At 71.3% G+C, this 14,386-nt stretch carries 11 protein-coding genes; 6 read left to right on the top strand and 5 right to left on the bottom strand.

The annotated features are described in order from the left end of the window. Position 1 precedes the first annotated feature (1 nt). Positions 2–2,833: a leucine--tRNA ligase gene (gene leuS / locus LWP59_RS40130; RefSeq protein ID WP_144642899.1), complete on the bottom strand. Its 2,832-nt coding sequence runs from the start codon at positions 2,831–2,833 to the stop codon at positions 2–4. A gap of 52 nt (positions 2,834–2,885) precedes the next feature. On the opposite strand from leuS, the gene LWP59_RS40135 reads away from it, so the two are divergent. Beyond that, entirely contained in the window at positions 2,886–3,284 is a 399-nt protein-coding gene (locus tag LWP59_RS40135) for an SdpI family protein (RefSeq protein ID WP_144642898.1), read from the top strand. Here LWP59_RS40135 and LWP59_RS40140 read toward each other — a convergent pair. Beyond that, the gene (locus LWP59_RS40140; protein ID WP_144642897.1) at positions 3,281–3,853 is read right to left on the bottom strand and encodes a YqgE/AlgH family protein; all 573 of its coding nucleotides are present in this window, start codon (positions 3,851–3,853) and stop codon (positions 3,281–3,283) included. The two genes, LWP59_RS40135 and LWP59_RS40140, sit on opposite strands and share 4 nt — an antisense overlap. A 296-nt stretch (positions 3,854–4,149) precedes the next feature. Here LWP59_RS40140 and LWP59_RS40145 point away from each other — a divergent pair, with 296 nt between their 5' ends. From LWP59_RS40145 to LWP59_RS40155, 3 genes are read left to right on the top strand one after another with little or no spacing between them, the layout of a single operon-like run. Further along, entirely contained in the window at positions 4,150–5,388 is a 1,239-nt protein-coding gene (locus tag LWP59_RS40145) for an MFS transporter (protein ID WP_144642915.1), read from the top strand. Between the two features lie 28 nt (positions 5,389–5,416). After that, positions 5,417–6,514 (top strand): TNT domain-containing protein, encoded by a 1,098-nt coding sequence (locus LWP59_RS40150; protein ID WP_144642896.1) that lies wholly within the window; start codon positions 5,417–5,419, stop codon positions 6,512–6,514. 9 nt (positions 6,515–6,523) lie between these two features. Beyond that, entirely contained in the window at positions 6,524–8,362 is a 1,839-nt protein-coding gene (locus LWP59_RS40155) for a TNT domain-containing protein (protein ID WP_144642895.1), read from the top strand. Here LWP59_RS40155 and LWP59_RS40160 read toward each other — a convergent pair. The 3 genes from LWP59_RS40160 to LWP59_RS40170 all read right to left on the bottom strand — a co-directional run bounded on the left by LWP59_RS40160 (position 8,359) and on the right by LWP59_RS40170 (position 11,552). Further along, on the bottom strand, positions 8,359–8,691 hold the full coding sequence (locus tag LWP59_RS40160) for a hypothetical protein (protein WP_144642894.1): 333 nt from the start codon (positions 8,689–8,691) through the stop codon (positions 8,359–8,361). The two genes, LWP59_RS40155 and LWP59_RS40160, sit on opposite strands and share 4 nt — an antisense overlap. Before the next feature lie 97 nt (positions 8,692–8,788). After that, complete coding sequence (locus tag LWP59_RS40165) at positions 8,789–10,039, bottom strand: sensor histidine kinase (protein ID WP_233922009.1); 1,251 nt, start codon at positions 10,037–10,039, stop codon at positions 8,789–8,791. A gap of 91 nt (positions 10,040–10,130) precedes the next feature. After that, the gene (locus tag LWP59_RS40170) at positions 10,131–11,552 is read right to left on the bottom strand and encodes a CCA tRNA nucleotidyltransferase (RefSeq protein WP_267903810.1); all 1,422 of its coding nucleotides are present in this window, start codon (positions 11,550–11,552) and stop codon (positions 10,131–10,133) included. A gap of 132 nt (positions 11,553–11,684) precedes the next feature. Here LWP59_RS40170 and LWP59_RS40175 point away from each other — a divergent pair, with 132 nt between their 5' ends. Together LWP59_RS40175 and LWP59_RS40180 are read left to right on the top strand one after the other, a co-directional pair. Next, positions 11,685–12,209 (top strand): NUDIX hydrolase, encoded by a 525-nt coding sequence (locus LWP59_RS40175; RefSeq protein WP_144642892.1) that lies wholly within the window; start codon positions 11,685–11,687, stop codon positions 12,207–12,209. Beyond that, complete coding sequence (locus LWP59_RS40180) at positions 12,206–14,332, top strand: DUF6049 family protein (RefSeq protein ID WP_144642891.1); 2,127 nt, start codon at positions 12,206–12,208, stop codon at positions 14,330–14,332. Before LWP59_RS40175 ends, LWP59_RS40180 begins: the two co-directional genes overlap by 4 nt. Positions 14,333–14,386 lie beyond the last annotated feature (54 nt).

A 14,386-nucleotide genomic window follows, 5' to 3' on the forward strand; every position in this document is an offset into this window, starting at 1 on the left:
GTCAGACGACGACGTTCACCAGGCGGCCGGGCACCACGATCACCTTGCGCGGCTCGCCGCCGTCCAGCAGCGCCACGATCTTCTCGTCGGCCAGCGCGGCCGACTGCACCGCGTCCTTGCCCGCGTCCGCCGCGACCGTGATCCGGGCCCGCACCTTGCCGTTGACCTGGATCGGGTACTCGACGGTGTCCTCGACCAGGTACTGCTCATCGGCGACCGGGAACGGCCCGTGCACCAGCGAGTCCGTGTGGCCCAGCCGCTGCCACAGCTCCTCGGCGATGTGCGGGCACAGCGGCGCCAGCATCAGCACCAGCGGTTCGACCAGTTCGCGTGGCGTGCCCTCCGCCGAGCCGTAGACCTTCGTCAGGTGGTTGTTCAGCTCGATCAGCTTCGCGCCCGCGGTGTTGAACCGCATCTCCGCGTAGTCCTCGCGGACGCCGGCGATGGTCTTGTGCAGCTGCCTGCGGTCCTCGGTGGTCGGCTCGGCCGACGACACCCGCGGCTCGCCGGTCCGCTCGTCGACCACCAGCCGCCACAGCCGCTGCAGGAACCGGTGCGAGCCCACGACATCCTTCGTCGCCCACGGGCGGGACAGGTCCAGCGGACCCATCGCCATCTCGTAGAACCGGAAGGTGTCGGCCCCGTAGTCCGCCGCCATCTGGTCGGGCGTGACCACGTTCTTCAGGCTCTTGCCCATCTTCCCGTATTCCTGCGTGACCTCTTCGCCGTGGAAGAAGAACTTGCCGTCCTTTTCCTCGACCTCTTCGGCGGCGACGTAGACACCGCGCGAGTCCTTGTAGGCGAACGCCTGGATGTAGCCCTGGTTGTACAGCCGGCGGTACGGCTCCTTCGCGGACACGTGGCCCAGGTCGTACAGCACCTTCTGCCAGAACCGCGCGTACAGCAGGTGCAGCACCGCGTGCTCCACACCACCGACGTACAGGTCCAGGCCACCCGGGTCGGTCACCCCGTGCTCGGCAGGCCGCGGGCCCATCCAGTAACGCTCGTTCTCCGGGTCGACGAACCTCTCGGAGTTGGTCGGGTCGATGTAGCGCAGCTGGTACCAGCACGAACCGGCCCACTGCGGCATCACGTTGGTGTCGCGGCGGTACTGCTTGGGCCCGTCGCCCAGGTCCAGCGTCACGTTGACCCAGTCGGTCGCCTTCGCCAGCGGGGGCGAGGGCTCGGAGTCCGCGTCGTCCGGGTCGAAGGTCTGCGGCGAGTAGTCGTCGACCTCGGGCAGCACGACCGGCAGTTCGCTCTCCGGCAGCGGGATGGGCCTGCCGTCGTCGCCGTACACGATCGGGAACGGCTCGCCCCAGTACCGCTGCCGCGCGAACAGCCAGTCGCGCAGCTTGTACTGGGTGGTGCCTTCGCCGTGGCCGTGCTCCTCCAGCCAGTCGATGATCGCCTTCTTGGCCTCCTCGACGTCCATCCCGTCCAGGAAGCCGGAATTGATCGCCGGGCCTTCGCCGGTGTAGGCCTCGCCGTCGAAACCGTCCGGCGGCTGCACGGTGCGGATGATCTCCAGGCCGAACTTCGTCGCGAAGTCCCAGTCACGCTGGTCCTGCGCGGGCACCGCCATGATCGCGCCGGTGCCGTAGCCCATCAGCACGTAGTCGGCGACGAAGACCGGGATCTCCTTGCCGTTGGCCGGGTTCACCGCGGTGGCGCCGATGAACACGCCCGTCTTGTCGCGGCTCTCCTGACGGTCCAGTTCGGACTTGCGCGAGGCCGCCAGCCGGTAGGCCTCGACCGCCTCCACCGGGGTGGCGGCACCACCGGTCCACGCTTCGTCCACATCGGACGGCCACGCCGCGGCGGTCAGCCGGTCGACCAGCGGGTGCTCCGGCGCCAGCACCAGGTACGTCGCGCCGAACAGCGTGTCGGGCCGGGTGGTGAACACCTCGATCCGCTCCTCGCCGGCGGCGAAGGACACCCGCGCCCCCCGCGAGCGGCCGATCCAGTTGCGCTGCATGGCCTTGACCTTCTCCGGCCAGTCCAGCAGCTCCAGGTCGTCCAGCAGGCGGTCGGCGTACGCGGTGATCCGCATCATCCACTGGCGCAGGTTCTTGCGGAACACCGGGAAGTTGCCGCGGTCACTGCGGCCGTCGGCGGTGACCTCCTCGTTCGCGACCACGGTGCCCAGGCCGGGGGCCCAGTTCACCGGCGCGTCGGAGATGTACACCAGCCGGTGCGAGTCGATGATTTCGCGCTGCTCGGCGACGGTCAGCTCGCCCCAGCCGCGGCCGTCCGGCGTGCGGCGCTCGTCCTGCGCGTACTCTTTCTCCAGCTCGACGATCGGCCGGGCCTTGCCCTGCTTCTCGTCGTACCAGGCGTTGTAGATCTGCAGGAAGATCCACTGCGTCCACTTGTAGTACTCGGGGTCGATGGTGGCGATCCGGCGCCGCTCGTCGTGGCCCAGGCCCAGCCTGCGGATCTGGCGCAGGTAGGTCTCGATGTTCTCTTCGGTGGTCTTGCGCGGGTGCTGGCCCGTCTGCACCGCGTACTGCTCGGCGGGCAGCCCGAACGCGTCGAAGCCCATGGTGTGCAGCACGTTGCGCCCGATCATCCGGTGGTAGCGGGCGTAGACGTCGGTGCCGATGAAGCCCAGCGGGTGCCCGACGTGCAGGCCGGAACCCGAGGGGTACGGGAACATGTCCTGGACGAACAGCTTGTCCGAGGGCAGCGGGGTCTCGGCGAGCGGGCCGACCGGGTTCGGCGCGTGGTACGAGCCGTGGTCGGCCCAGTAGTTCTGCCAGCGCAGCTCTATCCGCCCGGCCACCTCCGCGGTGTAGCGGTGGCCAGGGGTCTCCTCGGTTGCCTCACTCACACACCAATGGTATGCCGCCGGTCGAACGGGTTCCGACCCGTATCCTTACCCGGTGTTCGCAATCGCGCTGATACCCGTCGTGCTCGGTCTCGTGGTCGCCTGGGGTGGCCTGCTCGGCTGGCGCGAGAAGCTGTCGAACCGAGGCGCGGGGGTGCGCACCGAGGCGACGCTGCGCTCCGCCGAGGCGTTCCGGATCGGCAACAAGGTGGCCGGCCTGCCGACCGTCGTGGCCGGGATCATCGGGGTCTTCGCCGGGATCGCCGGGCTGGTCATCCCCACGACCGCGGGCATCGTGACCGCGACGGTGGTCGGCCTGGTCGGCATGTTCGCCCTCGTCGTCGCCGGTGGGGTGCTCGGTCACCGCGCCGCGCTGGCCGTGCCGGCGCCCGCCGCCGTGCCGGCCGGCTGCTCCGGCTGTGCGTGCGGAAGCTGCTCGCTGCAGAAGGCCTAGTTGCGCTGCAGGTCGCCGGGGTGGGTGGCCAGCAGCGCGGTCGGCACGCCTTGGCGGCGCAGCACCTGGCCCCACAGGTCCCGCTCGGGTGTGGCCAGGACGTCGCTGGGCAGCGCGGGCACGATGAGCCAGTCGCCGCGGTCGATCTCGCCCCCGAGCTGCCCGGCGTCCCAGCCCGCGTACCCGGCGAAGACCCGCAGCCCGCGCACCTTCGGCACCAGCAGGTCGGGGTCGGCGTCGAGGTCGACCAGCGCGACCGGGCCGCGTACGCCGATCAGCCCCGGCACGGCGGCCGCCGTCTCGCCGGCACGCAGCGCGGCCAGGCACAACGCCGTCTTCTTCTCCACCGGGCCGCCGACGAAGACCGACTGCGGTTCGACAACGTGCCGGCCCCAGCTGGGCAGCACGTCGTCGACCGGTACGTCGCTCGGCCGGTTGAGGACGACACCGAGCGTCCCCTCGTCCCGGTGGTCGATGACGAAGACGACCGTCCGACGGAAGTTGGGATCGAACATCGTGGGGGCGGCGACCAGGAGTGAGCCCGGTCCAACCTCGGCGTCCGCTGGCACGAGGCCATGATCCCACCCCCCACCCGGAGGATTCGACCGGCGCGGGAACAACACGCCGCCGGGGTCCGTTGGACAGAGTGGCCGGCGCGCTCCGTGTCCCCCGGGCCCACTTGAGAAGAGCCTTTGTGGAATACCGTTCGGCTGGAGCCACACTGCGCCACGCCGCCGAGAGGCGACCAAGTGCGCCGGCCCCTTCGCTCGCTCAGAGATATCGAGTCGGCACCGTATGCTGTCGAGCTGTGACAGCGAGCGCGGAACCAGAAGTCAGGAAGCCCGGTCCGCGCGCGTTCTTCGCGATGCCGGCCTTCCGCAGGCTGCTGTTCTCCCGCTTCGCCGCCCAGTGGTCCGACGGCGTCTTCCGCGCCGGGCTGGCGGGTGCGGTGCTGTTCAACCCCGAGCGCGGCGCCGACCCGCTGACCATCGCGGGCGGCTTCGCCGTGCTGCTGCTGCCGTACTCGGTGCTCGGCCCGTTCGCGGGCGCGCTTCTCGATCGGTGGGACCGGCGGCGCGTGCTCGTCCTCGCGAACCTGCTGCGCGGGCTGGCGGTCGTCGTCGCCTCCGTCGCGGTCGGGTTCGGGCTCGCCGGCGCCGAACTGTTCGTGCTCGCGCTGGTCGTCGAGGGCATCTCACGGTTCGCCGGCTCGGGGATGTCGGCCTCGCTGCCCCACGTGGTGCCCAGGCACACCCTGGTGACCGCGAACGCGCTGTCCACCACCCTCGGCGCGATGGTCGCCGTGCTCGGCGGCGGCTGCGCGATCGCGCTGCGCGCATTGTTCGGCGCGGACAACACCGGTTCGGCGTGGAGCACCTCGTTCGCGGTGCTCGGCTCGATCGTGGCCGCGTTCATCGCGTCCCGGTTCGGCCGCGGCAGCCTCGGCCCCGACTCGGTCGACGAGCCCGACGACGCGATCGTCGCGGTCGCTCGTGGTCTGGCCGACGGGGGCCGGGCCGCGCTGGCCGCGCCGACGGTCACCGCCGGGTTCGTCGCGCTGTTCGCGCACCGCGCCTCCTACGGCATCTCCCTGCTGCTCACCGTGCTCCTGCTCCGTTACTCCTTCCACGACCTCGGCCTGCTCAAGGCCGGACTCCCCGGGCTGGGACAGCTCGCCGTGATGGCGGCCGCCGGCATCCTGCTCGCCGGGTTCTGCACGCCCCGGCTGGTCGCCCGGTTCGGGCGGCACAAGGTCGTGCTCAGCTCGCTGCTGCTCGCGGCGGCCAGCCAGGCCGGGCTGGGCCTGCCGATGCGGCTGCCGACCGTGCTGGTCGCCGCGTTCCTCATCACCGCGGCCGGTCAGGTGCTCAAGCTGTGCGTCGACTCCGCCGTCCAGCGCGACGTCGGCGACGAGGCACGCGGACGCGTGTTCGCGCTCTACGACACGCTCTTCAACACCACCCAGGTGGCCGCGGTCGCCGTCGCGGCGGCCTTCGTGCCGCTGGACGGACGTTCACCGGCCCTCCTGCTCGTCGCGACCGCCGTCTACCTGCTCGGCGGCCTCGGCTATCTCCTCGCCATCCGGCGCAATCCGCGCGTCTGACGGCCCGCTCTCGCTTAGAGTGATCGCGATGGACGCAACGGCCGGACGCCCGCTCGCCGTGACCTTCCGGCAGGCGCGGGTGGTGGATGTCCACCGCCCGGGCGAGGTCCCGGTGGTGGACCGGCCTGCCGTGCCCGAGGACGAGATCCCGCGTGTGCTGCGGTACCTGGAGCGGCAGCCCGCGGTGCTCGTCGGCAGCGGGCTGGGTCCCGACATCTTCAGCGGCGGCGCGGAGTCCGACGTCCCCGAGAGCTACCACACCGACGGCACCTGGGTCTGGCACGCGTCGGTGCCGCACTACCTGCGCAAGTACGGCACCCCGCCGGAGCCGGAGTTCCTCGAGCACATCCGCGCCCAGGAGTTCCAGCCCCCGTACGTCGACAAGCTGCTCCGGCGCACGGCGGCAGCCGACCTGCTGGGCAGGCCCCGGCCCCGCGCCGACCTGCGGGACCTCGGCCCGACCAGCGGAGACGTCGCCGCCGCGCTGGAGACCCAGCCCGACCCGAAGCTCGAGGACCCGGCATTGCTCGTGGTGCTGGCGCAGCGGCTGAACGAGCAGGGCGTCTGGCCCGAGGCGTACCGGATCGCGGCGCGCGCGGACCAGGCGTGGTGCCTCAACGCGACCGACCGCGGCTGGGAGGTCGCGTGGCACGAGAACTCGGCCCCGGTCGAGCCGAGGTACTTCGACCAGGCCGAGGCAGCGGCCCAGTTCCTGCTCGGCGCGCTGCTGCTGCACCCGGCCAGGATGACGGCCGGGCAGGAGACACCGCTGGAGACCGCGGCCGAGCTCGCCGACTGGCCGATCCAGCCGACCGAGGACGAGCCGCCGCTGACCCTGCTGCGCAACAAACGCGTCGTCCGGCTCCGAGCAGGCGCCGTCGTGCTGCGGTTCGGCGGCGAGGGCGGGAACCTGGTGCACCACGACGAGGCCCGGTTCCCGACAACCTCGCTGCCGATCGAACGGGAGCGGCAGGAGCGCAAGTACCGGCTGTGCCGGCCGCTGACGGTCATCCTCGGCATCGCGATCCCGTGGGCGAAGCTGCCCGGCGGCGCGGTGAGCTACGTGCTGCCGAAGGCCATCCGCGAGCACGTCGCCGACGGCAGCTTGGAGCGTTTTGTCGGTTAAGGGGGAGAAATGCGGTATCGGGTTGAGCTGACTGCACGGCCGGACGGGCTGTACGGGGTGTGGCAGGGCCGGCCGTTCCAGGCCGAACGCTCGACGGCGGACGGAACGATGCTGCTCGCCGCCGCGGCGGATGAGGAAGCGCCCGAGGACTTCGACGGCGAGTGGCAGTCGCGGCCCGCGAAGGTCGTGCCCGAGGACCAGGTCGAGGCCACCTTCAGCCTGCAGACCCACTGCCTGTTCGACGACGAGATCTTCCTCGTCGCCCCCGACCCCGACCCGCGTGCGCTCACCCTGCGCTGGGAGGGGCAGAACGAGGCGCGCGCCCGGCAGCTCGGGTTGACCGAGCTCACCGCGACGGCCACCCCCGACGAGGTGACCGCTTTGTGGCAGGAACGGCACGACTTCCCCCGCGCCGCCCGCCCCGAGCCCGGTGCCGGCGATCCGGAGGCGCTCGTCCGGTCGATCGCGCGCGGGGTGCGGGGGATCCTGCCCGACGGGTGGGAGCGCGTCGCGGCCCAGTTCCGGCAGGTGGGGGAGTACGGGGAGATCGAGATCCGCGCCGTGGGCGACGGCGAGTCCGTGTCGCTGTGCGCGCCGCCGCAGCTCGGTCAGCTGTTCGCGCGGTTGCGCTCGGCCATGTACCGGCCGGGGGCGGGGACGTGGTTCAAGGGCACGCTGACCCTGGAGGCGCCGTCGTCGTTCCAGTTCGACTACGACACGACGAACGAGCCCAACTGGCGCCAGTCCCCGGTCGGCAGGCTCACCGCACGGGTGTACGAGGCGGAGCTGGAGCTGTTTCCGCGGGACCGCGGCCAGGTGCCCGAATGGCTGGCGGCCAAGGCTGGGCTTCCGCTGGACGTGACGTTCCGGCAGGCGCGACTGCCCGAGCAGCCGCAACCGTTGCCGCCGGAGGAGATGCGGCCGGTGCTGGACTACCTCTACCGGGCGCCGGTCGTGCTGAGCAGGCCGGGACGGTTACCGGACACGATCAACCCGAACGCACCGGCCGACGTGCCCGACGCGTTCCACACCGACGGCGCGTGGATCTGGCCCGCGGCCGTACCGCACTACCTGCGCAGGTACGGGCTCCCACCGGAGCCGGAGCTGCTGGAGCGGATCCGGGCGAACTCCTACCGGCTGCCGTACCTGTCCGCGGAGCTGCGGGCCGCGGCGGAGGCCGAGGTGCTCGGCCGGCCGCATCCACCGGCCGCCGGCGCGCCCGAGGTCGACGCGGTGACCCTGGTCGACCGGGGCGGTGAGCCGCCGATGGGCCTGCGGGCCTCGGAGGTGCTGAGCGTCCTGGAGCGGCGGCTGGCGGAGTACGGGATCCCAGGGACGGCGTACCTCATCGGCGAGTACGCCGAGGGTGTGTGGTGTCTCCGGCGGACGAAGTCGAGCTGGGAGGTGACCGGCCCCGGTGCCGGCGAGCCGGCGGCGTTCGCGCACGTGGAGGAGGCCGCGCGGTTCCTGCTGGGTTCGCTGTTGTTGTACCCGGCGCGGACGGAGGAACCACAGCCGCTCGACTGGCCGATCGCCCCCCTGCGCGGGGAACCGCCGCTGAACTTCTTCCGCGCGAAGCGGATGATCGTGCTGCCCGCGGGAACGGTGGTGGTGCGCTTCGGGAACGAGGCGGGCAACCTGGTCCACGACCCGGCAACGCGGTTCCCGGAGGCGTCGCTGGCTCCGGAGCGCGAGCAGCTGAGGCAGATGTACCGGCTGGTCAGGAGCCTGTCCGCGCTCACGGGCGTGACGTTGCCGTGGGGCCCGATGCCCGGTGGCGCGGTCGGCTACCTGCTGCCGCGGGCGATCGGCCAGCACCTGGAGGCGGGGGCACTGGAGCGGGTCTAACCGCGCTCGATGTTCGTGATCAGGGCGGTGATCTTCGACATGCCGAGGGACATCATCGTGAAGCCCTCGTCGACCTTGCGACCGAGCCCGTCGACCTTCTGCTCGAGCCGGTCGAGGCGCTGCCCATGCTCCACCTGGGTCTCGCGAAGCGCGTTCAGCGACCTGGTGTGCGCACGCAACGTGGCGCGCACATCCTGGGCGACCGTGAAGGCGCCGTCAGCGAGAATGTTGGCCATGGAGGCATGGTCGCGCGCATCCTGGGCGACCGCAATCGCCTCCGGCATTTCGTCTTCGAGCTTGGTCACGCGGCGCTCCAGTTGCTCCGTCATGCGAGCACGCTAACCACCCTGAAAAAGCCCCTGACCTGCGGATGCGCTTGATCGCGGCCACTCCGGCGAAGGTGCGCGGGGCGCGCGTGACCGCGGTCTACCGCGGCATCCAGAGCGTCACCCGGGTACCGCTGCCGGGGCTCGACTCGACGCGGGCGCGGCCGCCGGCTTCGGCCAGGCGGGCGGTGATCGACTCGCTGATACCGAAGCCCGCCGGGCGATGAGTCTCGTCGAACCCGGTGCCGTGGTCGCGGATGACGACGGCGATGCCGCCCTCCCGCTCGTCCACCCGCACGACGACCTGGTCCGTGCCCGCGTGCTTCAGCGTGTTGCGCATCGCCTCGCGCGCGGCGTCGCGGATGGCCAGCTGGCGGACCTCGTCGAGGGTCTCCTCGTCGAGTTCGGCCATCACCAGCTGCGCACGCAGTCCCTCGCGCGCCATCTCCGCCGCCAGGGCGGTCAGCTTCTCGCCCAGCGGACGGGCCGCTTCCTCGGCCGACTCGCGCTCGGCCTGCTCGATCATCTGCCGCACCTCGAGCGCCTGCGCCCTGGCGATTCCGCGCAGCTCGTCCAGCTGGTCCGCGGGGTCGCCCTTCCTGGGCAACGCCAGGATCTCCAGCGTCTGCAGCACCGAGTCGTGCAGCGCGCGATGCTGCCGCGCGCGCTCGGCGAGCCTGCCGTTGCGGATGCCGTAGGCCAGCGCGAGCCTGGTCCCGAGGCCGAGCAGGACCAGCGCGCCGGTGGCCGTCAGCGCCACCCCGAGCATCGTGCCGAGGTCGACGAACCCTTGTTTCACGTTGAACACGCCCGAGCTGAGCCACCAGGCGACCATCCGCAGCGGCAGGCTCACCACCAGCAGCCCGACCCCGTACTGCACACCGAGCGCGAGCGTGAGCAGCGCGATCCCGCCGAGCAGTTCCTTCCCCGGCACCTGCATCGCCGAGGTGAAGGACGACGCCGGCACCGATGCTGCGACGACCAGGTACGCGACCAGCGTGAACACGACGTCCAGCAACAGCAGCCGGGCCACGTTGTCGCTGTGGAACGGCGCCGTCCGCAGTAGCCAGCGCAAGCCGAAGAGGTTGAGCGCGACACACAGCACGGCCACGACGACGACCGCCGGGGCACCAGCACCGCCGCTCTGCGCGAGAAATTCACCGAGCGCGCCGAGCACCGCGACGATCCGGTACAGCAGCGGCACCATCGCGACGTACCTCGTCGCGCGGAGCAGCAGGTTGTCCTGCACCGACGGGTCGACCGGACCCGCCATGCCGCGCATCCGGCGCAGCGCGCTCATCGGTGTCGGATCGGCGATGCCGTCGTCGAGGTCGCTGGTGGCCGTCGCCATGGCGGGAGCGCCGCGCCGCAACAGCGTCAGCAGGAACCCGGTACGGCGAGGTTGGGTCACGCCCATTCAGTCCCCCGAACCCGAGCAGAAGTTACGGAATCCCGTTCTCCTCGGCCCACCGCCGCAGTTCTGCGACGGCTTCGTCGTGTGACAGGGGACCGCGGTCGAGCCGGAGCTCCTTGAGGTGGCGCCAGGCCTGGCCGACGAGCGGACCCGGCGGCAGTCCCAGCAGCTTCATGATCTCGTTGCCGTCAAGGTCCGGCCGGACCTTGGCGAGATCCTCCTCCTCGGCGATCCGCGCGATGCGCTCCTCGAGCTCGTCATACGTCCGCTGCAGCGCCATGGCCTTGCGCTTGTTCCGCGTCGTCGAGTCGGCCCTGACCAGCTTGTGCAGGCGCTCCAGCAGCGGCCCGGCGTCGGTGACGTACCGGCGCACGGCCGAGTCGGTCCACTCGCCCTTGCCGTAGCCGTGGAACCGCAGGTGCAGGAACACCAGCTGGCTCACGTCGTCGACGATCTGCTTCGAGTACTTCAGGGCCCGCAAACGCTTGCGGACCATCTTCGCGCCGACCACCTCGTGGTGGTGGAAGCTCACGCCGCCACCCGGCTCGAACCGGCGGGTGGCCGGCTTGCCGATGTCGTGCAGCAGCGCCGCCAGCCGCAGCACCAGGTCCGGGCCGTCCTTCTCCAGCGCGATCGCCTGCTCCAGCACCGTCAGCGAGTGCTCGTAGACGTCCTTGTGCTGGTGGTGCTCGTCGATGGCCAGCCGCATCCCCGGCAGCTCGGGCAGCACGTGCTCGGCGAGCCCGGCGTCCACCATCAGCTCGAGCCCGCGCCGCGGGTGATCGCCGAGCAGCAGCTTCGAGATCTCCGCCTGCACGCGCTCGGCGGTGATCCGCTCGATCTCGCCCGCCATGTCGGTCATCGCCGCGACCACCCGGGGCGCGGGCTCGAAGCCCAGCTGCGAGACGAACCGCGCGGCCCGCAGCATGCGCAACGGGTCGTCCGCGAAGGACTCCTGCGGGGTGGCGGGCGTGTCCAGGGTCCGCTGGGCGAGCGCGTCCAGGCCGTGGTGCGGGTCGATGAACTGTTTCGTCGACAACTCGATCGCCATCGCGTTGACCGTGAAGTCGCGCCGCACCAGGTCGCCCTCGATGGTGTCGCCGAAGGTGACCTCGGGGTTGCGGCTCACGCGGTCGTAGCTGTCCGCGCGGAACGTCGTGACCTCCAGCGTCGCGCCGCGCTTGGTGACGCCGACGGTGCCGAACTCGATCCCGGTGTCCCACACCCCGTCGGCCCAGCCGCGCACGATCTGGAGGATCTCCGGCGGCCGGGCGTCGGTGGTGAAGTCGAGGTCGCTGGACAGCCTGCCGAGCAACGCGTCGCGGACGCTGCCGCCCACGAGGTACAACCGGTGGCCGGCTGCTGCGAACAGCCCGGCCAGTTCGTCGGCCAAGGGCGAGATCCGCATCAGCTCGATCACCGCGTTCCGCTTGGCAGCGAGTTCATTCACTGGGACACAACCACCTGCAGGGTCCACTGTTGCCGGACGAGACACGAGAAGCCAGCCTACCGATCGACCGAAAGTGAGGGAGCAACTACGCGTTCGCGACCGCCGAGTACGCGCAACCACTAACATCACAGCATGTCTGGATCGGCCGGTCGCTCCGGTGGCGGCAAGCCGCGGCGCAGGTCGCGGCGTCGTCGCGGCAGGAAGATGACCACGGTCGACGAGACCTCCGCCGGTGGCCTTGTGGTCGACGCGGACAGGCTGCGGGCCGTGCTCATCGGCCGCCTCGACCGGCACGGCAGACTGCTGTGGTCACTGCCCAAGGGGCACATCGAGGACGGCGAGACGATCGAGCAGACGGCGCTACGGGAAGTCAAGGAGGAGACCGGCATCTCCGCGCGCGTGCTGTCCCCGCTCGGCACGATCGACTACTGGTTCGTGGCCGAGCGCCGGCGGGTGCACAAGACGGTGCATCATTTCCTGCTGGAAGCCGTCGGCGGCGAGCTCTCCGACGAGGACGTCGAGGTCACCGAGGTGGCCTGGGTGCCGATCGCGGAGCTGGAGGGCAGGCTCGCGTACACCGACGAACGTGCCCTCGTCCGCAAGGCCCGTGAGCTGTTCATCGACGAAGAGCCGGCCACCGAAGGAGTCGGAGAGTGAAACGGTTCGCCGCCGTCGTGTCGGTCGCGATCCTGATCGTCCTGCTGGCGCCGCTGAGCGCGGGCGCCCAACCGGTCACGGACACCCCCAGCAGGCTGCGGCTGGACGTCACCCAGATGAACCCGCGGACGCTCACGTCCACCTCGACCACGCTCAACATCACCGGCACGGTCACGAACATCGGCGACCGCCGGATCAGCGACCTGCAGGTGCGCCTGGAGCTGGGCGAGCGGCTCGGCAGCGAACGGCAGGTGCGCACGGCGCTGTCCGGCACGCCGGCGACCGCCGCGTCGAACACGAGATTCGTCGACATCGATCCGGGCACCCTGGAGCCGGGGCAGACCGGTCAGCTGAACATCACGGTGCACGTCGACGGGACCGGTGGTGGCCTGCGCGTGAACGGCGCGGGCGTCTACCCGCTGCTGGTCAACGTCAACGGCACCCCGGACTACGGCGACCAGGCACGGCTCGCGTCGATGAGCCTGCTGCTGCCCGTGCTCGGCGCACCCGGCAAGGCCGGCGCGCAGCCGCCGGGCCAGCCGTCGAAGGTCACCATGCTCTGGCCCATCGCGGACACCCGCCCGCGGATCGTCGCCGCACCCTTCAACGGCAAGGTCGTCCTCGGCGACGACGTGCTGGCGAGTGAGCTGCGCCCCGGCGGACGGCTCTACGCGCTGGTGTCCTCGGCGCTGGCCGTGCGGGACGAGCCGCAGGTCAGCAAGTCGCTGTGCTACGCCGTCGACCCGGATCTGCTGGACACCGTGGACGGGATGAGCCGCGGCTACGAGGTCCGCACGCCCACCGGGAACATCGCGGGCGGTGGCGTCGACGCGGCCAAGGCCTGGCTCGCGTCCCTGCGCGAGCTGGTCGCCAACCAGTGCGTGATCCAGCTGCCCTACGCCGACGCCGACCTGTCCGCGCTCTCCGGCGTCCGCGGCGGCGATCTGATGAACTACGCGCTCAACACCGCCCAGCACGTCCAGCAGCTCATCGGCGCGCAGCCGCTGCCCGGTGTGCTGTGGGCGGACGGCCCGCTCGACCCGGCCGCGCTCGCCTCCCTGCAGGCCACGGGGATCAAGACCCTCATCGCGGACCCGGCGGACATCTCCGGCGGCGGCGAGGGAGGCGTCGCGGTCAAGGGCACGTCGCTGCGCGCGCAGCCGGTCGACTCGCTGGTGTCGACCGGGCTGACCGGCGCCTCCGGCAACTCCGCGGCGTTGACCCCGCCCCAGGATCCGGCCATCGGGGCACAGAACGGGCTGGCCACGCTGGCCTACCGCGGGCTGACCGGCGGCGGTGACTCCGTACTCGTGGCGCCGCCGCGCCGCTGGTCGGTGCCGGAGTCCGAGCTGACCCAGCTGCTGCAGGCGCTCGGTGACCTGCTCGACCACCGGATGCTGACGGCCGCGTCCCTCCCGCAGGTGCTGAACACGGCGCCGACGGGCACGGCGTCGATGAACTACACCGCCGAGGACGTCGCCTCGGCCACCCCGGCCTCGGTGACCGGCTCGATGGGCTCGGTCGAGGCCACGATGGCGGACATCCGGGGCGCGATGGCCGTGGACCCGACGGCCCAGGTCGACCCGGACCAGCTGCTGATGCCGCTGCGGTACGCGCTGGTGCGCAACTGCTCGACCGCCTGGCAGGGCAGCTCCGACGCCGCGGAGGTCTCCGCCAACGACTCCCGCACCCAGCTGCACGCCCTGCTCGGGCAGGTCACCGTGGACACTCCGGCCGTGCCCATCTCGCTGGCCTCCGGCTCGGCGCCGCTGCCGGTGTTCCTGCAGAACATGCTGCCGGTGCAGGTGACCGTGCGGATCACCCTGAACAACAGCACCGGCCTGCGCACGGGCGACATCGACGACCAGCTGCTGCCGGCCGGCCTCGGCGCGAACCGCAAGATCACCATTCCCGCCGAGGCGTTGCGCGCCGGCCGGTTCAGCGTGACCGTCGCGCTCAGCACGCCGGGCGGGACACAGCTGGGCAACCCGGCGCGGTTCGAGCTACGGTCCAACCAGTACGGCGTGGTGACCCTGGTGCTGACGATCGCGGGCGGGGTGGCGCTGGTGCTGCTGTCCGGGCGGCAGATCTATCGCCGGGTCCGGGCTCGCGGCGCCAGGTGATTACCCTGGAGTGACCGTATCGACCGCCGAAGATGGGGCACGCGTTGGACAGAG

The organism is Amycolatopsis acidiphila (genome assembly GCF_021391495.1).
Taxonomy (GTDB): domain Bacteria; phylum Actinomycetota; class Actinomycetes; order Mycobacteriales; family Pseudonocardiaceae; genus Amycolatopsis_E; species Amycolatopsis_E acidiphila.

Excerpts from the sequence above, each read along its gene's own strand:
- LWP59_RS40165 (WP_233922009.1), bottom strand. The coding sequence starts at position 10,039 with ATGGCGACGGCCACCAGCGACCTCGACGACGGCATCGCCGATCCGACA.
- LWP59_RS40160 (WP_144642894.1), bottom strand. The coding sequence starts at position 8,691 with ATGACGGAGCAACTGGAGCGCCGCGTGACCAAGCTCGAAGACGAAATG.
- LWP59_RS40150 (WP_144642896.1), top strand. The coding sequence starts at position 5,417 with ATGGACGCAACGGCCGGACGCCCGCTCGCCGTGACCTTCCGGCAGGCG.
- LWP59_RS40155 (WP_144642895.1), top strand. The coding sequence starts at position 6,524 with ATGCGGTATCGGGTTGAGCTGACTGCACGGCCGGACGGGCTGTACGGG.
- LWP59_RS40145 (WP_144642915.1), top strand. The coding sequence starts at position 4,150 with ATGCCGGCCTTCCGCAGGCTGCTGTTCTCCCGCTTCGCCGCCCAGTGG.
- LWP59_RS40175 (WP_144642892.1), top strand. The coding sequence starts at position 11,685 with ATGTCTGGATCGGCCGGTCGCTCCGGTGGCGGCAAGCCGCGGCGCAGG.